This is a genomic window from Gordonia sp. KTR9 (assembly GCF_000143885.2).
Classification (GTDB): domain Bacteria; phylum Actinomycetota; class Actinomycetes; order Mycobacteriales; family Mycobacteriaceae; genus Gordonia.
In genome coordinates this window covers 4,920,231-4,946,179 of sequence record NC_018581.1, presented here as the reverse complement: position 1 = coordinate 4,946,179, position 25,949 = coordinate 4,920,231, and the positions used below count along the sequence as shown (strand labels likewise).

The 25,949-nt window shown below is 68.9% G+C and carries 21 protein-coding genes and 1 pseudogene; 12 read left to right on the top strand and 10 right to left on the bottom strand.

Translation table 11 applies throughout. The annotated features are described in order from the left end of the window. Positions 1–14: 14 nt before the first annotated feature. Positions 15–1,352, top strand: a complete 1,338-nt coding sequence (locus KTR9_RS27110; RefSeq protein ID WP_014928339.1) for an acyltransferase family protein — start codon at positions 15–17, stop codon at positions 1,350–1,352. An 896-nt stretch (positions 1,353–2,248) separates the two neighbouring features. Here the strand turns inward: KTR9_RS27110 and KTR9_RS28310 are convergent. The 5 genes and pseudogenes from KTR9_RS28310 to KTR9_RS22800 form a co-directional block, all read right to left on the bottom strand. Next, positions 2,249–5,476, bottom strand: a pseudogene (locus KTR9_RS28310) (DUF3367 domain-containing protein); the annotation flags it as partial. Positions 5,477–5,627: 151 nt separating this feature from the next. Continuing rightward, complete coding sequence (locus KTR9_RS22815; protein ID WP_010843342.1) at positions 5,628–5,828, bottom strand: DUF2613 domain-containing protein; 201 nt, start codon at positions 5,826–5,828, stop codon at positions 5,628–5,630. 75 nt (positions 5,829–5,903) lie between these two features. Further along, positions 5,904–6,626, bottom strand: a complete 723-nt coding sequence (locus KTR9_RS22810) for a DJ-1/PfpI family protein (RefSeq protein WP_014928337.1) — start codon at positions 6,624–6,626, stop codon at positions 5,904–5,906. A gap of 51 nt (positions 6,627–6,677) precedes the next feature. Continuing rightward, complete coding sequence (locus KTR9_RS22805) at positions 6,678–7,643, bottom strand: GlxA family transcriptional regulator (protein ID WP_014928336.1); 966 nt, start codon at positions 7,641–7,643, stop codon at positions 6,678–6,680. Positions 7,644–7,705: 62 nt separating this feature from the next. Continuing rightward, positions 7,706–8,263, bottom strand: coding sequence for a universal stress protein (locus KTR9_RS22800; protein WP_044507324.1), 558 nt, complete (start codon positions 8,261–8,263; stop codon positions 7,706–7,708). 98 nt (positions 8,264–8,361) lie between these two features. Between KTR9_RS22800 and KTR9_RS22795 the strand changes: the two genes are divergently transcribed. Then, positions 8,362–9,528, top strand: a complete 1,167-nt coding sequence (locus KTR9_RS22795; protein WP_014928334.1) for a glycoside hydrolase family 3 N-terminal domain-containing protein — start codon at positions 8,362–8,364, stop codon at positions 9,526–9,528. A gap of 100 nt (positions 9,529–9,628) precedes the next feature. Beyond that, on the top strand, positions 9,629–10,231 hold the full coding sequence (locus KTR9_RS22790) for a TetR/AcrR family transcriptional regulator (protein ID WP_014928333.1): 603 nt from the start codon (positions 9,629–9,631) through the stop codon (positions 10,229–10,231). Positions 10,232–10,391: 160 nt separating this feature from the next. On the opposite strand, the gene KTR9_RS22785 is transcribed toward KTR9_RS22790, so the two are convergent. Then, positions 10,392–11,279, bottom strand: a complete 888-nt coding sequence (locus tag KTR9_RS22785; RefSeq protein WP_014928332.1) for a MaoC/PaaZ C-terminal domain-containing protein — start codon at positions 11,277–11,279, stop codon at positions 10,392–10,394. Further along, positions 11,279–12,643, bottom strand: coding sequence for a 3-oxoacyl-ACP reductase (locus tag KTR9_RS22780; RefSeq protein ID WP_014928331.1), 1,365 nt, complete (start codon positions 12,641–12,643; stop codon positions 11,279–11,281). Before KTR9_RS22780 ends, KTR9_RS22785 begins: the two co-directional genes overlap by 1 nt. A gap of 89 nt (positions 12,644–12,732) precedes the next feature. On the opposite strand from KTR9_RS22780, the gene KTR9_RS22775 reads away from it, so the two are divergent. From KTR9_RS22775 to KTR9_RS22740, 8 genes are all read left to right on the top strand, one after another. Further along, positions 12,733–14,046, top strand: coding sequence for an acetyl-CoA C-acetyltransferase (locus KTR9_RS22775; RefSeq protein ID WP_014928330.1), 1,314 nt, complete (start codon positions 12,733–12,735; stop codon positions 14,044–14,046). Between the two features lie 304 nt (positions 14,047–14,350). After that, the gene (locus tag KTR9_RS22770; RefSeq protein ID WP_443134910.1) at positions 14,351–16,048 is read left to right on the top strand and encodes a VanW family protein; all 1,698 of its coding nucleotides are present in this window, start codon (positions 14,351–14,353) and stop codon (positions 16,046–16,048) included. Between the two features lie 63 nt (positions 16,049–16,111). Next, entirely contained in the window at positions 16,112–16,891 is a 780-nt protein-coding gene (locus KTR9_RS22765; RefSeq protein ID WP_014928328.1) for an SDR family NAD(P)-dependent oxidoreductase, read from the top strand. Between the two features lie 9 nt (positions 16,892–16,900). Then, positions 16,901–17,338 carry a hypothetical protein gene (locus KTR9_RS22760; protein WP_014928327.1) on the top strand — a complete coding sequence of 146 codons (438 nt, stop codon included), beginning with the start codon at positions 16,901–16,903 and terminating at the stop codon, positions 17,336–17,338. 144 nt (positions 17,339–17,482) lie between these two features. Next, complete coding sequence (locus KTR9_RS22755; RefSeq protein ID WP_044507320.1) at positions 17,483–19,048, top strand: SLC13 family permease; 1,566 nt, start codon at positions 17,483–17,485, stop codon at positions 19,046–19,048. Between the two features lie 109 nt (positions 19,049–19,157). After that, complete coding sequence (locus tag KTR9_RS22750) at positions 19,158–20,375, top strand: glycerate kinase family protein (RefSeq protein WP_014928325.1); 1,218 nt, start codon at positions 19,158–19,160, stop codon at positions 20,373–20,375. Positions 20,376–20,635: 260 nt separating this feature from the next. After that, positions 20,636–21,226: an LppU/SCO3897 family protein gene (locus tag KTR9_RS22745; RefSeq protein ID WP_148281226.1), complete on the top strand. Its 591-nt coding sequence runs from the start codon at positions 20,636–20,638 to the stop codon at positions 21,224–21,226. Positions 21,227–21,308: 82 nt separating this feature from the next. After that, on the top strand, positions 21,309–22,058 hold the full coding sequence (locus KTR9_RS22740; RefSeq protein WP_193363207.1) for an LppU/SCO3897 family protein: 750 nt from the start codon (positions 21,309–21,311) through the stop codon (positions 22,056–22,058). 106 nt (positions 22,059–22,164) lie between these two features. Here KTR9_RS22740 and KTR9_RS22735 read toward each other — a convergent pair whose 3' ends face one another. After that, complete coding sequence (locus KTR9_RS22735) at positions 22,165–24,000, bottom strand: acyl-CoA dehydrogenase (protein WP_014928322.1); 1,836 nt, start codon at positions 23,998–24,000, stop codon at positions 22,165–22,167. Positions 24,001–24,252: 252 nt separating this feature from the next. Between KTR9_RS22735 and KTR9_RS22730 the strand changes: the two genes are divergently transcribed. Continuing rightward, complete coding sequence (locus KTR9_RS22730; RefSeq protein WP_238553978.1) at positions 24,253–24,804, top strand: hypothetical protein; 552 nt, start codon at positions 24,253–24,255, stop codon at positions 24,802–24,804. A 9-nt stretch (positions 24,805–24,813) separates the two neighbouring features. Here KTR9_RS22730 and KTR9_RS22725 read toward each other — a convergent pair whose 3' ends face one another. Together KTR9_RS22725 and KTR9_RS22720 are read right to left on the bottom strand one after the other, a co-directional pair. Further along, positions 24,814–25,584 carry a deoxyribonuclease IV gene (locus KTR9_RS22725; RefSeq protein ID WP_044507318.1) on the bottom strand — a complete coding sequence of 257 codons (771 nt, stop codon included), beginning with the start codon at positions 25,582–25,584 and terminating at the stop codon, positions 24,814–24,816. 114 nt (positions 25,585–25,698) lie between these two features. Then, complete coding sequence (locus KTR9_RS22720; RefSeq protein WP_014928319.1) at positions 25,699–25,914, bottom strand: hypothetical protein; 216 nt, start codon at positions 25,912–25,914, stop codon at positions 25,699–25,701. Positions 25,915–25,949 lie beyond the last annotated feature (35 nt).

Below are 25,949 nucleotides of genomic sequence, written 5' to 3'. Positions count from 1 at the left end.
ACCCTGTCAGCAGCATGACCAGCACCGACCCCGATTCCGTCGCCCCCGCCGCCGTCGAGACCGTCGCAGGCTCCGCCAGACGGTTCTATCCGCAGCTCGAGGGCATGCGGGCGATCGCCGCGATCGGGGTCCTGGTCACCCACGTGGCGTTCCAGACGCGGGCGGTCGAGATCCCCGTGCTCGGACCGGTGCTCGGACGCCTCGACCTCGCGGTCGCCCTGTTCTTCGCGCTCTCCGGTTTCCTGCTGTGGCGACCGTGGGTCGACGCCGCGCATCGCGGAACCCGTCATCCGTCGGTGCCGAGGTATTTCCGCCACCGGATCGTGCGGATCTGGCCCGCCTACCTGGTCGTGGTCACCCTGGTCATCCTGCTGCTTCCCGAGGCGCAGGGCGCCGACGCCCAGGTCTGGCTGGCGAATCTGACGCTCACCCAGGTCTTCGTGCCGCTCACACTCACCGCGGGTCTGACCCAGATGTGGAGCCTGTCGGTCGAGATCGCCTTCTACGCCCTGCTCCCGCTCATCGGCTTCGCGCTCCTGCGGCTGCGCGGGAGTCGCCTGCGTGCGCGCATCCCGGTGTTGTTGCTACTGGCCGCGGTGAGCCTGGGCTGGGCCTGGGTCGGCACCTCCCTGCCCGTGGCCGCCGGAGTGGAGACCAAGAACTGGGTGTTCGGTCACCTGCCGTGGTTCGTCGCGGGTCTGGTCCTGGCCGAGGTCGCCGGGGTCCTCGACTCCGGTTCGGGTGCCGGGCAGACCCGTCCGGGACGCTGGCTGGCCGGTGCGATCCGCCTGAGCGCGAACCGTCCGCTGATGCTGGGCGTGCTCGTCGTCGCCTATGCGCTGGCGTGCACCCGGCTCGCCGGTCCGACGGGTCTGGGCGCTGTCACCGAGATCGAGTTCGCCACCAAGATGGTTCTCGGCGCCCTCTGCGGTTACGCACTGCTCGCACCGCTCGTCTGCAACGACGGACCGTTCCGCATCCTCACCTCGCGGGTGATGCTGGCGCTCGGGAGGTGGTCGTACGGGATCTTCATCTGGCACGTCGCGATCCTGGCGGTGGTCTTCCCGCTGTTCGGCATCGTGCCGTTCAGCGGTGACACCCTCCAGGTGCTGGTGATCACCCTCGGTCTGTCGATCGGTGTCGCCGCGGCCAGTTACGCCTTCATCGAGGAGCCGACGCGGAACTGGTTGCGCAACCGCGAAAATCGTCGTCGCAACCGCGCGCGCCACGTCTCGTCCGACGCCTCGTCTGCGCCGGCCTCGATCGGCACCGCACCCGACGACCGGCCGTCGACGGCCGACCAGAACACCAGCCACGCGGTCATCGACACCGCCACCAGCGCCGGCAGCTGAACCCACCACTGCGACCCGTGGTAGCCCCCGGAGGCGTGCCACGGCCCGGCCGCCAGCCCGATCGTCGCGGTCATCATCGCGACGAATGCCGTGGTGACGCCGGCCTTCGGCGGTACCGCAGCGGCGACGGCGCCGACCACGACCGCCGCCGCGAGTCCCCACCAGCCCGACACCAGCCACGCCGCGGCGAGCACTGCGCCACCGGCGACGAGCACCGTCCCCCGCCCGGCCGGGGCGACGATCGGCGCTCCGGCCGGTGGGCGACGCGTCGACGGCCACCACGCGGCGACGAGGAGCAGCACCATGAGCGCGAGGCCGATCACCAGGGCCCAGCGGTACAGCGAGTCGAATCGGTAGGTGAGTTCGATGGTGCCGGCCGTCCCGGCCGGCACCACCCAGCCCTGTTGCCAGCCGTCGACGACGACCGGCCGCAGTGGCGTCCCGCCGAGCCGCGCCTGCCACCCGGGGTTGGTGCTCTCGGGCACGACCAGCAGTCGCTGCGGGCCGCTCTCGACGGTCACCGCACGCCGTACCGCCGACCATTCGGTGACCTCGGGGACAACCGACGCCGGTGCCGACACCGGGTCTCCGTTCACCAGAGAGAGGGCGTCGACGGTGAAGGCGTCGCCGGGATTGACCGACACCTCCTGCTGACCGGCGGGCAGGGCGAACCGGCCGTCGCCGCATGGCCGCCCGATGACCGGTTGTCCGTTGCGGAGGTCGGCCGCGGTGGCGCGCACGGACATTCGGACGACCTGGCCCGCGGCGGTGAGGCCGATCCCGGCGTCGCAACCGATTTCGACGACCCGCCCTTCGTCCACGCCGGCCGGTGGCGACGGTGACACCCGGACCTCGGCGATCCCCGGTGGTGCGGGACTGGCGAATCCGAGGCTGTTGACGTCGATGAGGTCGGATTGGGCGCGGATGGTGATCTCCACGCGGTCGGTCACCGCGGGGTCGAGCCGCACGATGCCGCTCTCGTCGACCTCGCGGATCTGCTCCCCGGTACCGAGGTCGACGGCGACCTCGGTGGGCGCGGCGGGATAGCCCCGCGGGGCGTCGATGGTCAGCGAATCCACCCGCTGTGCGCGCGGGAGATCCAGCACCAGGGTGGGACTGTTCTCGTCCGCTGCCGGGTCGGTCTCCGCGCCATCCGCTGCTGCACCCTCACGCTTCTGCGACGCCCGCTCGTCAGGGATCTCCGGTGCGGTCCACGACGTTCCCGGATCGCCGTCGACGGCGGCCGCGGGCCCGCCGCGCGGATCGGTCACCGGACGGGGCCCGCGCGCCGTGACCCGATCATCCTCGGCGAGTAGCCGATCGAGAGCATCGCCGGGCCGGGGCCGCAGGATCGTGGTGGGAGATACGGTGACATCCGACGGAACCGAGAGTGCGCGTCCGAACACCGCGGACGTCTCCGGGGAGAGGCCGAGTCCCGGTGCACATCTGGTCATCTGCCGCTCCGGGTCGGCGACGCAGGACGCCCGGCCGGACAACTCCTGGTACAGCAGCCACTGGGCCACCTCGGTGCCGGCCTCGAGTTCGGGCAGGACCACGCGATGGCGGATTCGCAACGGCGTCGCGGTCCGCAGGTCGGACACCGTCACCTCGCCGAGCGCGAATTGGTTTCCGGCCGTGCCGTCGTCGGTGCGCAGTGCACGGATCTGCACCCAGCGGGTGGCCCCGCTGGGCGCGGTCACCGTCATCGGTTCGCCCGGTTCGAGCCCCGAGACCACCGTGCTACCCGCCTCGGTGGTGACCAACGCACTGGTGACATCGGGTCCGAGTGCCTTCGCGGTCGTCAGGGTCAGTGCGAGGTCGGACCGCGGGGTCGTGAAACCGATGCGCATCCATCGTCCGACCGCACTCTCCAGACCGCCACTCACCCAGGCGCTCTGCGGATTGCCGTCGAAGGCCGCGGCCGCCGAGTTGGCCGGTGAGGTCTGCCCGGGCTGAACCGCGTCCGCCGCCGATCCCGACGTGGACACGTCGACCTCGCCGCTGTCGTTGTCCAGCAACCACTCTCCATGCACCAGTGGCTGGCTGTCGACGGGATAATCGGCGACGGAGTTCTGTGTTCGACGCGGATCCGAGGGGGATCTGATCGCCGAGCTGTGGTCGTCGACGCGGCCGAAGTCGGTCTCCCGGTCGCTGGGTGTGTCGGTCACGATCAACGGACCGTCGACGACGCCGGCGCGGCGTGCATCGGCATCGAGCACGACCGGTCCGAGCGGCGGAAGTCCCTGACGTGCACGAACTTCCGCCAGTTCGGCGACGGCTTCGGGACCACCGGCCACCCGCGGCAGTCCCGCGGTGTCGACGAGGCGGGGTCCGGTGCCGGCGTCCGGCACGCCGGCAGCACCGACGGCGAAGATCTGCACCGCGGGCATCGTGGGCCGCAAGCCGTTGTCGCGCACCACCCCTCGAACGCTCGGCGGGCCGATCCGCGGACCGAACGTCGCGACGCGGCGTAGTCCGGGCGAGTCGTCGAGTGCCTGTTGCGCGAGCAGCGGACGGGCCGACCGTGAGGTCTCGGGGTCGAGATCGGCTCGCAGGACTACGAATCCGATACCCTGCCCGGCGAGGGTGGCGGCCAGGCCCGGTGATCCGCGGCCGGCGGCGATCTCGCGTTGCACGGAGTCGAGCGCTCGGATCGCGCCCGGCGGCGTGAGGGGTATCGCGTCGCGGACCGCCCACGGGGTGTCGGACAGCGGCTGCAGCGGTTCGTCGCGGGTGAGTCCCCACAGCTGGTCGGCGAACGGGGCGCCGGGGACGACCAGTGCACGGGCGGGTGGGGCGCCGTCGCTGCGTTCGCCGTGCTCGGCCAGCCAGTTCGCGGTGTCCTGCCAGTGGCGCGGGATCTCCCGGTAGGTCCCGTTCGGTGCGAGCTGGCCGGTCCACATCAGCGATCCGGCGCCGATCACAGCGACGAGCAGGACGATCGCCGCGGCGACCGGACGCGACCGCTGGGGCTGGGCGAAGGCGGAGAGCGTCTCGCGGCGACTCGCGCTCCCCGGCAGCGGGACCCGAGCGAGCAGGTGGGCGACACCGAGGGCCAGCGGGATACGGAGAAGCGGCTCGAACTTGTGGATGTTGCGCAGGGGCGCGCCGGAACCGTCGAGGAAGACGCGTACCTGCTCGGCGATCGGCGACCCCAGCCCGCCCGCGTAGCCGATGCACATCACGACGAGACCGACACCCAGGATCGCGACGAGCCGGCCGCGGAACGGCATGTGCCGCATGCACAATCCGGCGAGCCCCGCGGCTGCGATGGTCCCGGTAGCCAGGACCGCGGCGGGTTGGGTCACGAGCACCGCCCCGGCGACGCGCTCCGGGGACACGAAGGGCGTCCACGAACTGGCCCCGCGCAACACCTCGGTCAGCGAGGTCCACTGCGTGGTGACCCGGGACGACTCGATGTAGTCCAGGAAGGGCGGACTCACGCGCGAGAGGATCAGCAACGGGACGACCCACCACGCGCAGGCCAGGGTCAGGCCGGCCGCGGTCCAGGCGCCGAATCGCCACCAGCGGCGGTCGCGCGGGCTGTGCAGCAGCCACCACAGGGCGGCGACGCCGAGAGCCGCCAGCGTGGCGACGGCGTTGACCGCACCCATCAGTGCGACCGCGGCCGCCGCACGTGCGGCCTCACGCCAGAGCGGCGGACCGTCGTCGGCACCGCGCGTGTCCAGCGCCCGCACCACCGGCAGGAGCACCCACGGCGCGAGCATCATCGGCAGGGTCTCCGACGAGATCGAGCCGAGCGTGGTGAGGACCCGAGGGCTCAGCACGAAGACGGTGGCGGCGATGACCCGCGAGGCCGGCGACCCCAGTCGCAGGATCTCGGCGAGGCGGACGATGCCCACGAAGCCGACGGTGAGCAGCACCGCCCACCACAGGCGCTGCACGATCCACGGCGGGACGGCGAGGAGGTCGCCCACCGTGAAGAACGCGCCGTGCGGGAAGAAGTACCCGTAGGCCTGGTTCTGTACCTGCCCCATCGGGGCGTTCGGCGTCCACAGATGCGCGGCGCGCGCCAGGAAACCCAGCGGATTCTCGGTGAGGTCGAGTTTGGTGTCCGCGGCGATGCGGCCCGGTGACTGCAGCAGGCAGATCAGCAGCGACATGGCGGCGACGACGGCGACGCCGCGCCGACTCAGCCGAGACCGATCGAGCCCAGACCGAGTCAGGACGGACCGATCCGGTGGTGGAGGCGGAGTACTCAGTTGCTGCTGCCGTCGATCAGGGGACGCCGGGACCGGCGGCGTCGCGGATGTGTCAGTTGGTGTCGCCGGCTCCGCCGCGCGAACCGTAGTCCACCGAGCCCTGGATGAATCCGTTGTTCGGGCTGATGTTGTTCAGGTCGGTGGACGGGCTGTTCTCGGAGGCCAGGAAACCGCCGAGGAACACCGCGCCGAGTCCCACCAGGATGCCGGCGACTCCGGCGACGGCTCCGGCGACAAGGCGGTTGTTGGTCATGGCGATGAAACTACCATCGCCGAAGTCCGATTCCGGGTGACACCCGCGGAGACCTGCGTATCCACTCCGCCGCGATCAGCGCCGGGAGCGCACTGTGGTGAGGGCGCGATCCCACAACAGACGCGCGCTCGCCTTGAGCAGCTCGGGTTTGTCGACGTCGCGGGTGAGCAGCATCGTCGATGTGGCGATCGTGCCGGCCGACGCCTTGGAACGATGTCCGGAGTCCAGATGCGGTTGGGGGTCGTATTCGATGATCAGCTGGATCGCCTCGGCTCGTGCGCGCCCGGCGATCTGCTCGGCCAGCCACAGCGCGAGGTCGATCCCGGCGGACACGCCGGCGGCGGTGACGAGGTCGTCGTCGGGCAGCGCGCGGACGACGCGCTCGTCGGACACGGCCTTCGCCCCGTGCAGGGTCAGTCCGGCCATCGAGGACCAGTGCGTGGTGGCCGGCTTGCCGTCGAGCAGACCCGCGGCGGCCAGCACGATCGAGCCGGTGCACACCGACGTCGTCCACTGGGCGCCGGGTCGCACGGCACGCAGCCAGTCGAGGACCTTCTCGTCCTGCGACGCCGACAGGAATCCCGGCCCGCCCGGCACGAGGACGACGTCCGGCGCCGGCGTCTCGTCGAACGAATGCGTGGCACCGACGACGAGCACGCCCGAATCGGCGACGATCGGCCCCGGCTCGTGCCAGACGAACCTCACCTCGGCGTCGGGCAGGGCGCGCAGCACCTCGTAGGGGCCGATGAAGTCCAGCGCGGTGAACTGCGGGTAGAGGACGATCGCGATCTGGGTCATGGGGAGCCTTTCGGTAGGCGGGATGGGCGGAGAAGTGTCGAGGGAGCGGGTTCAGCGGAAGGTGCGGCGATAGGTCTCCGGCGGGACGCCGAGTCGCCGGATGAAGGTCCGGCGCATCGTCTCGGTGGACCCGAATCCGCACCGGGTGGCGATCACCGGCATCGTGTCGTCGCTCTCGGTGAGTGCGCGTCGGGCGGCGTCGGTCCGGATTCGTTCGACGTAGGCGCCGGGCGCTTCGCCGGTCTCGTCGGTGAAGATGCGGGAGAAATGACGAGGACTCATCGACGCGTCGCGGGCGAGGTCGTCGACGCGGTGTGGCCGGCTCGGTTCGGCCTCGATGCGCTCCTGGATCTCGCGGATCACCGTGCGCCGGGCCCGCGGCATCCACACCGGTGGCGCGAACTGGCTCTGACCGCCGGGGCGCCGCATGTAGAGGACGAGCCACCGTGCGACGAGCTGCGCGAGGTCGGTGCCGTGGTCATCTTCGACGAGGGCGAGCGAGAGGTCGATGCCGGCGGTGACGCCCGCGGAACTCCACACACGGTCGCAGCCGCGGACGAACAGGGCCTCGGCGTCGACCTCGATCGAGGGGTACCGCTCGGCGAGCAGGCCGGCCGCCGCCCAGTGGGTCGCCGCGCGCTTGCCGTCGAGCAGGCCCGCCTCGGCTGCGAGGAACGCGCCGTTGCACACGCTGACGACCCGTCTCGCCCGTCCGGCGGCCTGCCGGATCCAGTCGACGAGATCGGGATCCCGAGAAGCGTCGTGGACGCCGGTGCCTCCGGGCAGGATCAGGATGTCGATCGGATCGGCCGGATCGGGCAGCGGGTGCGCGACGAACTCCAGGCCGACGCCGGTGCCGACGGGTTGTCCCGAGTGCGAGACCAGACGCAGGTCATAGGAGATGGGTGAGCCCCGGTCGGCGAGCGCGAGGGATGCGGTGGTGAACACATCGGCCGGACCGGTCACGTCCAGGGCCTGCACCCCGGGATAGCCGAGAATCAGCACCGATCGAGTCATGAGGACATCGTTTCCGACCCACACCGTGGCGTCCAGGCCACGCATCCCACAGATCAGGACATCTACGGCGTGACCTGTGGCGCCTTCTCGCACTTGGCGGGAACGATGAACACCGGTCGATGGCAGTGTTTGAGAACCCGCTCGGCGACGCTGGAGCGCAACAATGCCTTGAGTCCCGACGCCCCGCGGGTGCCGGTGACCAGGAGGTCCACGTCGAGCGCCTCGGCCGCGGCGACGAGCGCGCCCCACACCGTCGACTCCACTTCGACGAGCGTTCCACGCGCGGACAGCCCGCACTCGGCGGCGAGCGTCACGCCACGCTCATTGATTGCGGCGGCCTCGTCTTCGAGGGCTTGGTCGACGCCGGCGTCGAGCTGGGTGTCGATGAACGGTTGCATCCCGCCCGCGAGGGTGGACATCCGCGCCGGGGTCATGCCGCCGGGCTGCCAGGCGGTGACGACCACCGCGGACTGCGCGCGTAGGAATTGTCCGGCGTAGCGAATGGCGCGATCGGCGTTCGGTGATCCGTCGTAGGCGATCATCAGTGTCTGCGCGCCGTTGTCACCGCCGCTGCCGCTTCCGGCGGCGGCGGACCCGGACGAAACGGACCCCGCGTCCATTGGCTCAGACTACATGCCAGACTCGAGCCATGGGCCCAACTCGCAGACCCCGGCGGATTCGTCCTGAGGGGGTTCGTCACGCGTGGATTCGCAATGCGGTGACGACGGGAACGGTCGCCGTGGTGTGTGCGGCGCTCGCGGCGTGCACGTCGTCGACGCCGGACTCGCCACCGCCGACGCCCTCGTACTCGGCGTCGGCCGATGCGGGGGCGACGTCTTCATCGGCGTCGACATCCGCCACCCCGGTCGCGAACGCTTGCGGTGCAACCGAACTCGCGAAGTTGTCGGTCCGCCAGAAGCTCGCGCAGCTGATCGTCGTCGGTGTGACCGGGGCGGCCGATGCGCAGCAGATCGTCGAGAACGAGGAGATCGGCGGGATCTTCGTAGGGAGCTGGACCGACAAGGCGATCCTGACAAGCGGTGCGGCAGCACGGATCTCACAGAATTCCCCGATCCCGTTGATGGTCACGGTCGATCAGGAAGGCGGCCGGGTGTCGCGGCTCTCGGCCCTGGGCATCGACCACGCCTCGCCGCGCGAGCTGGCGCAGACCAACACGCCCGAGCAGGTGCGGGCCATCGCGGCCGGCGTGGGACGCGAGCTGAAGAGCCTCGGGGTCACCGTCGACTTCGCTCCCGTCGCCGACGTCAGCGACGAATCTGATGACGAGGTGATCGGCGACCGCTCCTTCAGCAACGACCCCGAGGTCGTCACCCGATATGCGGGCGCCTACGCCGCCGGGCTGGCCGACGCGGGAATCACGCCGGTGTACAAGCACTTTCCGGGGCACGGACACGGCTCGGGCGACTCGCACCTGGGCGTCGTGACCGTCCCCTCGCTCGCTGAGTTGCAGGACAGCGACCTCGTGCCGTTCCGGACGCTGTTGCGTGACCCCGGGACCGCGGGCGCGATGGTCGGACACCTGATCGTCCCGGGCCTGACGAAGGGATTGCCCGCGAGCATCAGCCGGCCCGCGATCCAGATGCTGCGCACCGGTGTCGGCTACGACGGTCCGCGCTTCGACGGCGTGATCTACTCCGACGACCTGTCGGGCATGGCGGCGATCAGCGCGCAGTACCCCATCGAGCAGGCGGTGGAGAAGTTCATCCTCGCGGGCGGCGACGTCGCGCTGTGGCTGTCCACCGACCGCGTCGACTCGGTGCTCGACAACCTCGAGCGCGCGGTGTCGACCGGTCGTCTCGCACCCGCCCGCCTCGACGACAAGGTGGTGCGCATCCTGCGGTCCAAGGGTGTGGTGAAATGTTGAACTGCGTCGGCCCGGCCCAGGCGAATGGGGTTTCACCTTACCGATTGGTAAGTTGTTGATATCGTCGGTCGAACGGATGTGGTGAACGGAGGTGGCGGTCATGTCGGGCGGAACCAAGCGACTGCCGCGCGCGGTGCGCGAGCAGCAGATGCTCGATGCGGCCGTCAAGGTGTTCGCGCAGAACGGCTTCCGTGAGACGTCGATGGATGCGATCGCCGCCGAGGCGCAGATCTCCAAGCCGATGCTGTATCTGTACTACGGCTCCAAGGACGAGCTCTTCAGTGCCTGCATCGCCCGCGAGTCGGGCCTGTTCATCGACGCGATGAGCGTCGGCTTCGATCCCTCGCTCTCGCAGCGCGAGCAGGCGGTCACGGTGATCCGCGAGTTCCTCCGCTTCGTGCACGAGCACCGTCAGTCCTGGCGAGTTCTGTACCGCGTGGCCATCGGCACGGCCGGTTTCGCCGGCATCGTCTCCGAGAGCCGCCAGCGCGTCACCGAGATGGTCACCGAGCTGATCAAGGCCGGCACCACGGTCGAGGGCGCCAGCGACCTCGACTTCGAGCTCACCGCCGTCTCGATCGTCGGTGCCGCCGAGGCCGTCGCCGACCGCATCACCGAGGGCGACGTCGACCTCGAGAAGGCCACCAACCTCCTCGTCGGCATCACCTGGCGCGGCCTGAAGGGTGTCGGTACCGACTCCTGAGCGACTTGGCCCCGGACGAGCGCGGGAGCGCAGCCTCTGGGCCTTTTGAGAGCTGACAACCTCTGTGCCGCAGAAGCTCCCGCGGCCCCGCCTCCCAGCCGCTGATCAGATCCAATCAGCGGGATGGAAACGGGACCGCGGGAGCGAAGAGCGGAAGCCCTCAGCCCTCCCGCGTGGTCGCGGTGAGGTGCGGGAATCCCTTGCGACGGTCGCGGATCGCGATGTCGAAGCTGCCCTTGCCGTCGATGCGGCGGGTGTACAGATTCACCTTGGCCGGCAACAGGATCGGCTTGCCGAACTTGACGTCGTAGGTGACCGCGTCGGGAAGCTGCGCCTCCACGTTCGCGATGGCCGCTGCCGCACTCCACATCCCGTGGGCAATCGCCTTGGGGAAGCCGAAGGCCTTGGCCGGCAGGTTGCCCATGTGGATCGGGTTGCGGTCGCCCGAGGCGGCCGCGTACTCACGGATCCGCTTGAGGTCGACGGCGAGGATCGCGTCCGGCGGCGGTGGGGTCTTCGACTTCGGTTCGGGACCACGCGGTTCGTCGGACAGGCTGGTGCGCTGCTGCTTCAGGAAGGTAGCCGTCTGCGTGGTGACCAGTTCCGATCCGACGCTGACCTCGCTGACGACGTCGATCAGGATGCCCTTGCGGTGCTCGCGGAGATTCTGCGCGTGCGTGACGATGTCGAGCGGTTCGCCGGCCGCGATGGGCCGCTTGCGCTCGATCGTGTTCGTCATGTGCACGGAACCGACGGCGCCGAACGGGAATTCGTCGGACGTCATCAGTTTCATGGTCACCGGGAACTGCAGCACGAACGGGTACGTCAGCGGCAGGGTGTCGCCGAAACGTTGCCCCGTCGCGTGGCAATACGCCTGCAGCGCAGCCGAGTCCACGCGTATGCCCTCGAGCCGGTAGCGCGTCTCGGGTGCGGTCGCGTCGGCGGGGACACGCGGCGGCTTGCCGATGCCGGGCAGCAGCGCGGTGACCGCCTTGCCGTACAGCTCACCGGTGCCGGGTGCCGCCGGGAGTGTGATCGTCTTCGGCATCAGGCCCCCAGGAATCCCTGGCCGCAGACGCGGACCACGTTGCCGGTGATGGCATTGCTCGCCGGGTTGGCGAAGTAGGCCACGGTCTCGGCGACGTCGACGGTCTGGCCGCCCTGCTGCAGCGAGCTCATCAGGCGTCCGGCCTCGCGGGTCGCGAGCGGGATGGCCGCGGTCATCTTGGTCTCGATGAAGCCGGGGGCCACCGCGTTGATGGTGATGCCCTTCTCGGCCAGGATCGGCGCGTAGGCGTCGACGAGTCCGATGACACCCGCCTTGGAGGCGCCGTAGTTGGTCTGGCCGCGGTTGCCCGCGATGCCGGCGATCGACGACACGTCGACGACGGCGCCGCCCTCGCGCAGCGCACCCTTCTCCAGCAGCGTCTCCACCAGGGTCTGCGGCGCGATGAGGTTGACCGCGATGACCGCGTCCCAGCGGGCGTCGTCCATGTTGGCGAGCAGCTTGTCGCGGGTGATGCCGGCGTTGTTGACGATGATGTCGATGCCGCCGTGCCGCTCGAGGGCGTGCTCGGCGAGCTTGGCGCCGGCGTCGGCGGCGGTGACGTCGAGCGGGAAGGCCGTGCCGCCGACCTTGTTCGCGGTCTCCGACAGTGCGTCACCCGCCTGCGGGACGTCGGCGGCGATCACGTGCGCGCCGTCGCGCGAGAGCACCTCGGCGATCGTCGCGCCGATGCCGCGGGCGGCACCGGTCACGACGGCGACCTTGCCCTCGAGCGGCTTGTCCCAGTTCTTCGGGGCTGTCGCATCGGCACCGCCGACCCGGATGACCTGGGCGTCGACGAAAGCCGACTTCGCCGACAGGACGAAGCGTACGGTCGACTCGAGGCCGGTCAGACCGGTCTTGGCGTCGGGGGAGACGTAGACGAGCTGGACGGTGGAGCCCTTCAGGAGTTCCTTGCCCAGCGAGCGCGTGAAGCCCTCGAGCGCGCGTTGTGCGACACGCTCGGACGGGTCGGTCACCAGTTCCGGGGTGGTGCCGATGACGAGGAACCGGGCGCACGGTGCGGTCGAACGCATCGCGGGCTGGAAGAACTCGAAGAGCTGACGCAGCTCGGCGGGGGAGGTGATGCCGGTCGCGTCGAAGACCAGGCCGCCGAACTTGTCGGCGCTGCGGCCGGTCGTGGCGTTCTGGATGAGGTCGTAGTCCTCGGTGGAGAGCATCTCGCGAAGTGGTTCGACGAGTCGGCCGGACCCGCCGAGCAGCACCGGACCGGGCAGCGGCGGCTCGGTGGGCTTGTAGCGCCGCAACGGCGGCGGGACGGGCAATCCGGCCTGCTTGGCGATGAATGCGCCGGGCGCGGAATGGACGAAGCTCGAGTACAGGCCAGTGTTTCCGTTGGCGGCCACGGTGATCTCCTCTGACGGTCGTTCGACAACGAACTTACTGATGAGTAAGAATACGCTATAGATACCGCACACGACCCTGGGAGATCGACGTGGCCGAACAGTCCAACCCCGCCAGCAAGCCCAAGACCCGGACCGACCGCCCGGTCGCGATCCTCGGCGGCAACCGCATCCCGTTCGCGCGCCAGGACAAGGCGTACGCGAAGGTCGGCAATCAGGAGATGTTCACCGCGGCCCTCGACGGCCTGGTGAGCCGATTCAGCCTGCAGGGTGAGCAACTCGGCATGGTCGCCGGCGGTGCCGTGCTGAAGCACGCTCGTGATTTCAATCTCATCCGCGAGTCCGTGCTCGGTTCGGCCCTCTCGCCGTACACCCCCGCCTTCGACATCCAGCAGGCGTGCGGAACGGGTCTGCAGGCCATCACGACGGTCGCCGACGGCATCGCCCGTGGCCGCTACGACGCCGCGATCGGCGGCGGCGTCGACACCACCTCCGACGCCCCGATCGCCGTGGGTGAGGGGCTGCGTCGTCAGCTGCTCGAGGTCAACCGGGCACGCAGCACCAAGGACCAGATCCTCGGCGCCGCGAAGTTGCTGACCAAGCTCGGCATCGAGATCCCGCGCAACGGCGAGCCCCGCACCGGCATGTCGATGGGTGAGCACGCCGCCGTCACCGCCAAGGAGTTCGGCATCAAGCGCGCCGACCAGGACGAGCTCGCCGCGCGCAGCCACCAGAACATGGCGGCCGCGTACGACGCGGGCTTCTTCGACGACCTGATCACCCCGTTCCTCGGCCTGACCCGCGACCAGAACCTGCGCGGTGACTCCACCGCGGAGAAGCTCGCCAAGCTCAAGCCGGTCTTCGGTGTCTCCCTCGGCGACGCGACCATGACCGCGGGCAATTCGACCCCGCTGACCGACGGCGCGTCGACCGTGCTGCTGGCCAGCGACGAGTGGGCCGCCGACCGCGGACTACCGGTGCTCGCCTACTTCGTCGACAGTGAGACGGCCGCAGTCGATTACGTCAACGGTCCCGACGGATTGCTGATGGCACCGACCTATGCGGTTCCGCGGCTGCTCGCCCGCAACGGACTCACCCTGCAGGACTTCGACTTCTACGAGATCCACGAGGCCTTCGCGTCGGTGGTCCTCGCCACCCTGCAGGCGTGGGAGTCCGAGGAGTACTGCAAGGAGCGTCTCGGCCTCGACTCCGCGCTGGGTTCGATCGACCGCAGCAAGCTCAACGTCCACGGTTCGTCGTTGGCCGCGGGTCACCCATTCGCCGCCACCGGCGGCCGGATCGTCGCGCAGGCGGCCAAGCAGATCAAGGAGAACGGCGGCGGTCGCGCACTGATCTCGATCTGTGCCGCCGGCGGGCAGGGCGTCACCGCGATCATCGAGGGCTGACCCGGACGAGGTCGCATCGGGCGCGGCGAGGGACCGGATCCCGACAGGTGGGACGGGTCGGCGACTGATCAACCGATCCGTCTCACCTTCGTGGGACGAAATGGGGTACTTCGTCACATATTCGGCAGAATCGTCCTTCCGGGGATGCTTCCGGCCGAAAAGTAGCGTAAATATGTCTATAGCTCCGGCTGCGCTGTCAGACCCCCGACCCGACAGCTCGGCCGGAGCGCCTACTTTCCGACCGTAGTTCTGCGGCCACCCCCTGATCTGCCCACTCGTCAGCCCCACCCGGCTGTCAGCCACGATGGATGGAGATGTGACCCCAGGCTCTCGCCGAGCACGATCCGCGCTTCGCGCCGTGCTCGCCGTCGTCGCCGTGGTCACCCTCGTCCTCGCCGCCGAATTCGTCGCCACCCGCTCCGATTCCGCGCGCAACGCCGTCGTCGGCGGAATCGACGCAGGTGGTCGGGACACCGCCGGACTCACTCCCGTCCTCGACGAGCTGGCGGCGCGCTCGACCCAGCCGGTCATCGTGCGGACGCCGGAGGGTTCGGCCGAAGTCGCGCCGGCCGATCTCGGACTCTCCTTCGACCTCGGCGCGACACGCACACGTCTGCTCGAGCAACCGCGCAACCCTCTCGTGCGACTGGGCGCCCTGTTCGGCCGGGACGCCCACGTCGAACCGGTCGTCAGGCTGGATCGGACCGCGATGAACGCCGCTCTCGACGCCCAGCGCACATCTCTCGAGAAGGCGGCGGTCGAAGGTGGCGTGCACTACGACGGCACCCGGCCCGTCGGAGATCAACCCGCCGCGGGTGAACGCATCGCCCGGGACGCGGCGGCCGCCGCACTCGTCGACCACTGGCTGGACGGCAGACCCGTCGACCTGCCCATGGAGCCCTTCTCGCCGACCGTCAGCGCCGAGGTCGTGGCGGCCACCGTCGCCGGACCTGCCGAACGCGTGACGTCGGCTCCCGTGCGTCTCGTCGACCGGCGGAAACGGACGGTCGAGGTACCCGCGGGAGACCTGGCGTCGATGGTGACCTTCGGTCCCGACGGGCGCGGCGGACTCACGCCCCGAGCCGACGAGAAGCTGGCCCGCCAGGTCCTCGCCCCGGACCTCGACGCGTCGCAGCGCGCCCCGGTCAGTGCGAGGTTCAGCCTCGCGTCCGGCCGTCCGACGGTGGTGCCCGGGGTCGCCGGCGGATCGATCAACTGGCCGAAGACGCTGGAGGCCGTCGCGAAGAGTGCGGCCGCCGACGGTGGCAACCGCACGGTCGAGGTCGTCTACGACGAGGTGGAACCGAAGCTCACGACCGATGCCGCCCGCAAGCTCGGTGTCACGGAACTGATCAGCGAGTACACGACGGGTGGCTTTTCGAGTGCCTCCGGGGAGAACATCCGGCTCGTCGCCGCCGAGGTCGACGGGGCGCTCGTCATGCCCGGAAAAGTGTTCTCGCTCAACGGACACACCGGACCGCGCGGGTCCGAGCAGGGATATGTCGAGTCGACGATCATCGACCAGGGCCGGGCGTCGACCGCCGTCGGCGGCGGTATCTCCCAGTTCGCGACGACCCTGTACAACGCGGCGTACTTCGCCGGACTCGAGGACGTCGATCACACCGAGCACGCGTATTACATCTCGCGGTACCCCGAGGCGCGGGAGGCGACGGTCTTCGAAGGGGCCATCGACCTGAAGTTCCGCAACAACACGCGGCACGGCGTCCTGATCGAGACCAGCTGGTCGTCGTCGTCGGTGACAGTGAGGTTGTGGGGCACCAAAGCGTTCGAGGTGGAGTCGGTGACCGGGGAACGGTACGCGACGACCGACCCGCAGCGCGTCCGCGTTCCGCGCGGAGACGACTGCATCCCCAGCAGCGGGAGCAAGGGTTTCACCACGTCGGACACCCGCATCATCAAGGATGCGCGCACGGGACGGGAGATCGACCGGTCCACCCGTACCGTCCGTTATGCGCCCGAACCCATCGTGAAGTGCGTCTGACCCGACGGGGCGTTTCGCGGAGGGACTTTACCGAGCGATAGAACGATCGATAGGCTCCGAGTCGTGGATATCAATGGAGCTAGTGCAATCGTCACGGGTGGCGCCTCCGGCATCGGCGCAGCAGCGGCTCGCCAGCTGGCGGCCAAGGGTGCGAAGGTCGTCGTCGCCGACCTCAACGCGGACAAGGGCGAGGAACTCGCCAAGGAGATCGGCGGGCAGTTCGTCAGCGTCGACGTCACCTCGACCGAGCAGATCGAGGCCGCGGTCAATGCGGCAACCGAACTCGGCCCGCTGCGTGCGCTGGTGAACTCGGCCGGAATCGGCTGGGCGCAACGCACCATCGGCCGCGACGGCGAGTTCAGTTCGGCACACAACCTGGACGCCTACAAGAAGGTCATCGCGATCAACCTGATCGGCACCTTCGACGCCATCCGCCTCGCCGCCACCGCGATGAGCCGCAACGAGCCGCTCGACGCCCACGGTGAGCGTGGCGCGATCGTCAACATGGCCAGCGTCGCGGCATTCGACGGCCAGATCGGCCAGGCGTCGTACTCGTCGTCCAAGGGCGGCGTCGTCGGCATGACCCTCCCGGTCGCGCGCGACCTGTCGGCGGTCGGCATCCGCGTCAACACCATCGCCCCCGGACTGATCGACACCCCGATCTACGGCGAAGGCGAATCGGCCGAGGCGTTCAAGGCCAAGCTCGGTGAGTCGGTGCTGTTCCCGCACCGCCTGGGCGTGCCGGACGAGCTCGCCTCGATGGTCGTCGAGCTGGTCACCAACAGCTACATGAACGCCGAGGTCATCCGCGTCGACGGCGGCATCCGGATGCCACCGAAGTAGTCAACAGCCATGATCGACTCCCGCCGGAACGCCGGCCTGGGTCTGATCGGAGCGATGGCGGCCGTGCTGATCTCGGCCGCGTGTGCAACCGAGACCTCGGGGACCGCTGTCCCCGAGGTCTCGCCGATCGCCCTGACGACAACTGAATCCGCGGTGACCTCGACCGCGACGACCACGACGTCACCCGCCACGACCGGCCGGGCCACCCGGCCACCGGCGGCGGTCCCGCCGCAGGCGGGTGCGGCGACCGACCCGGACGAGATGACCTGCGGCACCTATCTGTCGCTCACCGATTCCGAGCAGATCGCCACGATCACCGCGTTCGCGGACCGGCACGGCAAGGAACTGGTCAAGAGCAACCCCAACAGTTACCTGTTGGTTCGCGCGTTCTGTGTGGGCGACCCCGACATGCTTCTGAAGGACAACCTTCTGCTGCAGGGCAGCTGACCGACGTCGGCGATGAGGACCGTCGACGAGTAGACGCACCGCCGATCCGGCGGTGCGTTTCTCGTTGTCCGGGACCTGGTCACGTGAAAGAACTTTCATCCGCGTCTCATGGAGGTGTCACGCCGGCGACCCATAGTTGTCGCCATGAACGTTCCGCCCGCGACCGAACGACTCCCGGACCACCCGGGGCCGGTGACGATGTACGCGACGCGCCCACCCGTCCGGCCGATGGTGCCGCCGCCGCCGTCTCGACGCAGCTTCGCCGACATCCGCGGCGGAGCGCTGTCGCCCTGGGCGGCAGCAGGTCTCGTCGTGATCGTGCTCGCCGGCGCGTTCGTCGGACACGCCGGCTGGTCGGGTGGGTTGTCGTTCGACGCCGTTGTCACGCTGCTCGTGTTCCTGGTCGCGGTGTGGGCGTGGATCTTCTCGCCGCTCGACGACACCTACGTCGCCCTGGGTGGCGGCATAGCGCTGGTGATCTTCGGGATCATCGACGCCGACACCTTCGCGGGAACGCTGGGCTCGGGTGTGATCTGGCTGCTGATAGGCGCTTTCGTGATCGCGGCTGCGGTCACGGCGTCGGGATTGTCCGCTCGTGTGTCGGCGCGGGTGGTCCGCCGGGCCCGCACGCCTCGTCAGTTGGTTCATCTGATCACCGCCGCGCTGTTGCTGACCACTTTCGCGATCCCGGCGACCTCCGGGCGCGCGGCACTCGCGCTCCCGATCTTCCTCACGCTCGCCGCGGTACTGCGCGACCGGCCGCGCCTGGTGCTGTGCCTCGCGCTGGTCTTCCCGCTGGTGATCCTCTTCTCGGCGGTCGGGTCGCTCCTGGGAGCCGGGGCTCACCTGATCACCGCCGAGATCGTCTCGGCGGCAACGGGTGAGGGTATCGGCTTCGTGCACTGGGCGGTCCTCGGTGTACCTCTGGCCATCGTGTGGTCGCACCTGGCGGCCGAGGCGGCGCTGTGGCTGATGACCGATCACGACGAACGGGCACGTGGGCTGTGCGTGCCGCCGGCCGCGTTCGAGGAGACCGGGACGGCGACCTCCGGACCGCTCACCTCCGCGCAGCGTCGTGTGTCCGTCATTCTCGGAATCGTGGTGGTGCTCTGGTGTTCCGAACCGCTGCACGGCGTCGACCCGGCGATCGTCGCGGTACTCGGCGCCCTGGCCGCGTCCGCGCCGGCGGTCGGAGCGACGACGCTGAGCGCGGCACTCAAGACCATCCCGTGGACGCTGCTGCTGTTCATGGCCGCCACCCTCGCCCTCGGCATGGCCCTCAACTCCAGCGGCGCCGCACAGTGGCTGGCGGATCGTGCTCTCGGTTCCATCGCCGAGACCGGCCCGGCCGCTGCGATGGTGTTCGTCGTCGTGTCGGCGGTCGTGTCGTTGCTCGCGCACCTGGTGATCCAATCCCGTTCTGCCCGATCGGCGGTGTTGATCCCCATCATCGTGGTGACCGCCCCGGCCGTCGGGGTGGATCCGGTCGCCGCGGCCTTCTTGTCGACCGCCGCCGCCGGTTTCTGCATCACCCTCACGAGTTCGGCCAAACCGGTCGCCATGTTCGCCGCGAGCGACGACGTGCCGGGTTATCAACCGCGACATCTCCTCACGATGTCGGCGTTGCTCGCACCGGTCTCGCTGGTGTTGCTCATCGTCTTCGCCGGTTGGGTCTGGCCCCATCTCGGGCTTCCCCTTCTCTCGTCCTGACCGTCTCGTGCCGACCGACTCGTTCCTTACAGCTGTGCCGCGCAGGTCCTGCTGGCCCGAATCTCTACCCGTCACCACACCCTCGTCCGATCGATCAACAGGAGTGCCGATGTCCGTCCGAGTTCCGCAACGAATCCTGGTCGCCCCGAGCGGTTTCAAGGAGAGCCTCGACGCCGTGTCGGTCGCGGCCGCCATCGCCGCGGGGGTTCGGCGCACGATTCCCGGAGTGCGCGTCGACATCGCGCCCATCGCCGACGGAGGTGAGGGAACGGCGCGCATCCTGGCCGCCGCGGGCAACGGCCGACTCCACGAGCTGACCGTGTGCGGCCCCACCGGCGAGCCCGTGCAATCGCACTGGGCCGAAGTGGGCGCCGGCCGCAACCGTATCGGCGTCGTCGAGATGGCCGCTGCCGCAGGGCTGGCGCTCGTTCCTGCGGGGCAGCGCGACCCCGGCGCCACCACCACCTTCGGAGTCGGACAACTGATCGCCGCGGCCCTCGACGCCGGTGTGTCGGCGATTCTCGTCGGCTGCGGCGACTCGGGCACCTGCGATGGCGGGGCCGGCGCGCTGCAAGCACTCGGCGCCCGCGTCCTGGACCGCGACGGACGCGAGATCGGGCGCGGTGGTGACGAACTGGCACGTGCCGCGTCGCTGGACCTCACCGGTCTGCATCCGCGACTGCGTGAGACGGAGGTGGTGGTCGCGGGCAATCCGCACAACGTCCTCACCGGACCGAGCGGCGTCGCCCGGGTCTTCGGCCCCCAGAAGGGAGCGACACCCGCGCAGGTCGACTCGCTGGCTTCCGCGCTCGACATCTGGGCAGACGTCCTGCAGCGGGATGGGCTGGCCGACATCGACTATCGCCACGGAGCGGGCTCCGGCGCGTCGGGCGGGCTCGGGGCGGGTCTCGCCGCGGTCGGCGGAATCCTGCGTTCCCGGTTCGACGCGCTGCTCGATTCCGGCCTGTCGGGAATCGACCTCGATCATCGGATCGGCAAGGCGGACCTCGTGATCACGGCCGAGGGTTCCATCGACTTCCAGACCCCGCACGGGAAGGTGCCCGCCGAGGTGGCTCGCCGCGCCCAGCTGCGGGGTGTGCCCGTGGTCGCACTGGGGGGTTCGCTCGGGCATGGTGCACCGTCGGTCCACGACGTCGGGATCGGCGCGATCGCCTCGATCATCGCGGTACCCATGCCATTGTCGGAGGCGGTCGCCAACGGCGAGCAGCTCCTCGCCGACGCCGCCGAGCGCACGATGCGGATGATCCTGCTGGGCGCCGCGGTTTCGGCCCGCGCGGGACAGCGGAAGCGGAAGAAGGCCGTCTGACTGTTCGCACATCCGCCACTTTTGGGCGTATCCACCCCCTCTGGACTGGGTGGATATGCCCAAAAGTGGTGGATATGTGGGACCGGATTCGCGCGGTTCGGGATAGTCTTCGCGGCGTGACCAATTCGCCATATCAGTCGGGGGATCCGCGATTCGGACCACTACCCCCATCAGGGCAGTACCCTCCGCACCCGGGCTTTCAACCGCCGACTCAGCCGTACGGGGCTCCGCCCCCATATGGAGGTCCGATTGCCGGAGGCATGTACCCGCCAGGACCGCCGTTCCCGCCGCAGCGGACGAAGAAGCGCGCGTGGGTGTGGGTCTCGCTGGTGGTGATAGCTGTCGTGGTGGCTGTCTCCGCTTTCTTGATTATGTCGAAGATGGTGGATTCACTACCACCGAGTGCCGCTATCACCACTAGCGATGATGTGGCCGTCGGCGAGTGCGTCCGTGTGTCGGCCAGCGAGGGGTACCTCGACGCTGAACGAGTGCCCTGTGGAACGAAAGACTTCCACTTCGTTGTGGCGGACAAGGTGATCGACGAATCGAATTGCGGACCGGAGTACTCGCGATATTGGTTTGTCCACGCACGGCCCGGAACAAGCGAGACGCTGTGCGTGGCCCAGGTCTACCAACAGGGCCGCTGCTATCACGAGCCGGGCGCGGTCGGCGGGACTGCGCTGGCTGAGATTCGAGAAATCGATTGTGACGGGCCGGTGCTGAAGCCTGGGGCAACCAACTTCCGCGTCGACACGAAGGTCTCTCGGGAACCCACGTGCGATCCAGGTCAAGGGTTGTACTACGTCCCGAAACCGACCCCCGCCGGATACTGCGTCAGCCTCCTCGAATGATCAGTTCTCGGCATTCATTCTGGTCCGTTGACGATGGTGCCGATGCGCTGGACGTACCGGCGGGTGCCGGTAGTCTTCGCGCGTGACCAACTCGCCATATCAGCCGGGGGACCCGCGATACGGGCCACAACAACAGCCCGGCCAGTACCCACCGCACGGCGGGTTCCCGCCACCGAATCAGCCCTACGGGGCTCCGCCACCGAATCAGATGCCCTACGGCGCGCCGCAGCCGTATCCAGGCGGTCCGATGCCGGGAGGGATGTACCCACCCGGGCCGCCGTTCCCGCCGCCGCCGAAGAAGAAGCGCACCGGCTTGTGGGTCGCACTGGGCGTCGTGGGGGTGTTGTTGCTGATCGTGATCGCCGGCGGCGTGGCGCGGGTGCTGGTGTCGTCGGCGCAGGGTGGCGGGATCTCGGACGTCAGTGACGTCGATGCCGGCGACTGCATCACCGTGACCGCGGAGCCGGACACGCTCAAGGCCACAGAAGTATCGTGTGGTGACACCGATTTCCACTTCGTCGTCGCGGAGAAGTCCATCTCGCAGGGACTCTGCGGATCTCAGTACTCGCGGTACTGGGTCGCGGGAGAGGACGGCGCGCTGTGCCTGGCGCAGGTGTACCAGGAGGGTCGTTGCTACCATCTGCCGTCTGCGACCGGTGGTACCGCGCTTGCCGACATCCGTGAGATCGATTGTGATTCACCGGTATCGGGCGGGACCAACATCCGTGTCGACACGAAGGCCGCGGGCGAGCCCGACTGTTCCGGTTCGGACGGGACCTACTTCGCGGAGAAGCCGAAGCCGGTCGGGTACTGCTTCAGCGTGATCGAGTGACGTCGCCGTATCGTGGGCCTGAGCCGCGATCTGCGTTGACTCCACGCAAACAAGAACTCCCACCGGCGATTGCACCGGTGGGAGTTCTTGTTGAGCGGAGAGCGTCTCAGAAGGCCGCTTCGTCGAGTTCCATGATTTCGTTGTCGATGTTCTCGACGGTGACGCGGACGGAGGTGAGCAGCGGCAGCATGTTCTTGGCGAAGAAGCTGGCAACGGCGACCTTGCCTTCGTAGAAGGACTTGTCGGCGTCGGAGGCCCCGTTGTCGAGGGCGGCGAGGGCGACCTCGGACTGGCGGAGGAGCAGCCAGCCGATGAGCAGGTCGCCGACGGCCATCAGGAAGCGAACCGAACCGAGTCCGACCTTGTAGAGCTCGGCCGAGTTCTCCTGCGCCGCCATCAGATCGTTGGTCAGCGAGGCGGCCATCGCCTGCACGTCGTCGAGCGCGGTCTTCAGCAGTGTCCGCTCGGTCTTGAGCCGGCCGTTGCCCGCCTCGGAGTCGATGAAGGTCTGGATCTGCCCGGCGACGTGTGCGAGCGCCTGGCCCTTGTCGCGGATGATCTTGCGGAAGAAGAAGTCCTGGGCCTGGATGGCCGTGGTGCCCTCATAGAGCGAGTCGATCTTGGAGTCACGGATGTACTGCTCGATCGGGTAGTCCTGGAGGAATCCGGAACCACCGAGCGTCTGCAGCGACTCGTGGCCGAGAGTGCCGTAGGCGCGCTCGGAGCCGACGCCCTTGACGATCGGGAGCAGCAGATCGTTGACGCGGTGGGCCATCTCGGGGTCGGCGCCCGACACGATCTGAGCGGCGGCGGTGTCCTGGTGCGACGCGGTGTAGAGGTAGATCGCGCGCAGACCTTCGGCGTAGGCCTTCTGGGTCATCAGCGACCGGCGCACGTCGGGATGGTGGGTGATCGACACGCGCGGTGCGGCCTTGTCGGTCATCTGGGTCATGTCCGCACCCTGGATACGCTCCTTGGCGTACTCGAGCGCGTTCAGGTAGCCGGTCGACAGGGTCGAGATGGCCTTGGTGCCCACCATCATCCGCGCGTGCTCGATGACCTCGAACATCTGCGCGATGCCCTTGTGGACGTCGCCGACGAGCCAGCCCTTGGCGGGCGTGCCGTGCTGACCGAAGGTGACCTCGCAGGTGGCCGACGCCTTGATGCCCATCTTGTGTTCGACGTTGGTGACGTACACGCCGTTGCGTTCGCCGAGTTCACCGGTCTCGAAGTCGAAGTGGAACTTGGGCACGAAGAACAGCGACAGGCCCTTGGTGCCCGGTCCGGCGCCCTCGGGGCGGGCGAGCACGAGGTGGAAGATGTTCTCGGTCATGTCCTGGTCGGCCGAGGTGATGAACCGCTTCACGCCGTCGATGTGCCACGAGCCGTCTTCCTGCTGAACGGCCTTGGTGCGTCCGGCGCCCACGTCGGAGCCGGCGTCGGGCTCGGTCAGCACCATGGTGGCGCCCCAGCCGCGCTCGGAACAGATGGCGGCCCACTTCTTCTGCTCGTCGGTGCCGTTGTTGTAGAAGATGTTGGAGAAGCCGGCGCCGGCGGCGTACATGAACACGGGGGGGTTCGCACCGAGGATCATCTCGCCGATCGCCCAGTACAGCGACCGCGGCGCGGGGAGGCCGCCGAGTTCCTCGGCGATGCCGATCTTGTCCCAGCCGCCCTCGACCAGGGCGTTGTAGGACTTCTTAAACGACTCGGGGATCGTGACGCTGTGCTCGTCGGGATCGAAGACCGGGGGATTGCGGTCGGCGTCGACGAAGGACTCCGCAATCGGGCCCTCGGCCAGCGCACGGACCTCGCGCAGCATGTCGACGGCGGTCTCGTGGTCGAGGTCTCCGAAGTCGCCGGACTCCAGTACCTTGTCGAGCTCGAACAGTTCGAAGAGGTTGAACTGCAGGTCGCGCATGTTGCTCTTGTAATGGCCCATGGTGGTTCCTTGTCTGGTGTGGCCGTCTGCGTTGGCGTCTTCGGCCCGGTCCGATCGCTCACGAGATGTTCGCGTACCGGCCGGGACGAGGTGACTGTTCGGCTCAAGCTAAGTTACTCGCCGGTAACCACCAGAATAGACCGAACTCCCGGTCTGATCAATCGGAAGATGTGTGATCTGCGCCGGCGGCGACTTCGACACGAGAATCTCCCAACGCCGACGCGCGGGCCGGATCTGCGGTCCAATGACTGAATGTACAGAGCCCGCACCGCCGGACGCCGAAACGGCGTGGTCGTCTCCGCGAGCGTCGTCGCCGCGGTACTCGCCCTGGCCGCGGGGCTGCTGGTCAGCGTCGCCCCCGCCGACGCGGCGCCAGCGCCGAGGTGGGACGGCGTGTACTCGCTCAAGAGGTTCGCGGCGTCCAAGACCGGGACCAGCCTCGCGGCCCGACAGCGCGAACCCGATTTCTCCGACGACTACACCTTCGCGACCGACTGTGTGCGCAGTCGATGCGTCGCGACCGTCGTCGGAGGTCCCAAGCCGGCCAATCCGACGTTGCCGCAGCCGCCGCGATACACCTGGCAGAACGGTTCGTGGGTGCATCGTTACAGCTGGCAGTGGGACTGCTGGCAGGGGGTGGGCGTGCCCAAGGTGTGGCGGCCGGCGCGGTCGGTCGCGACCTACAAGCCCCAGAGCGATGGATCACTGAAGGGCGTGTGGCGGACCACCATCTACGGCGGGCCCTGCCGGGGGACGGTCGTCATGAACGTGGCCGCCTACCCGGTGCGGGTTCCGACCTCGTGAGGTGAACGCCTACAGCGCCTCTCGCAGATAGGCGAGATCGTCGGGGATGCCGTCCCCGGGCGTCTCCAGGATGACCGGAGCGCCCGCCGCCTCGGCGACCGCGACGAGGACCTCGGGGTCGATGTGACCCGACGCGAGGTTGGCGTGACGGTCGCGACCGGAGTCGAACTCGTCGCGAGAGTTGTTGAGGTGCACCAGATCGATCCGGCCCGTGATCTGGCGGACCCGCTCCACGAGCCCGACCAGATCTTCGCCGCCGGCCCAGGCATGGCAGGTGTCGAGGCAGAATCCCGCCTGATCGAAGTCGCCGACGGCCTCCCACAGCCGGTCGATCGACTCCAGGGTGCGTGCCATCGCGTGGTCGCCGCCCGCGGTGTTCTCGATCAGGATCGGGACACCGAAGCCGCCCTTGTCGACCTGACGGTCGAACAGCTTGCGCCAGTTGGCGAATCCCTCGGCACTTTCCTCGCCGTCGCGCAGGTGCCCGCCGTGGACGACGAGTCCGAAGGCACCCAGCTCGGCGGCGGCCGCGGCCTGCTGTTCGACGGCCTTGCGTGACGGCATCCGCAGCCGGTTGTTCAGGCTCGCGACGTTGATCTGGTAGCTGGAGTGCACGACGACGTCGATGTCGGATTCTCGGAACTCCGCCGCGCGGGGGTTCGGCTGCGGCTTCTTCCAGCTCTGGGGGTCCGTGACGAACATCTGGAAGACGTCGATCCCGAGCTCGGCGGCCGTGGCCAGGGGATCGGCGTCCTCGCGAAGATGTGCTCCGATGCGCATGCGACAACGATAGTTGCCCTCACCGACGGTCGGACGCCCCCGTCGACGTCGATCGGCGGACACGCCGTGGGCGCCGGAATTCGTCCCGTCGTCTCGAACCCCTGTCCGGGGCCGCTACTCACCCATGCACGGCTCGGTCTCGATGGTGATCGGCACCCCGGGTGCGATGAGGAGCCGGCACGGTGCCGCGCTGTCGTGATAGAGGTTCAGCCACTCGTGACCGCGGGTCCCGTCGGCGTACACGGCGTCGAGAGTGCGGTTGAGGCGGGCCTCCGCCTCCTTGTTGATGATGTAGCGCTGGTCGCCGTAGCGCAGGTAGCGATTGGGCACCGAGGCCTCCTTCAGGGGATCGACGACTCCAGTGT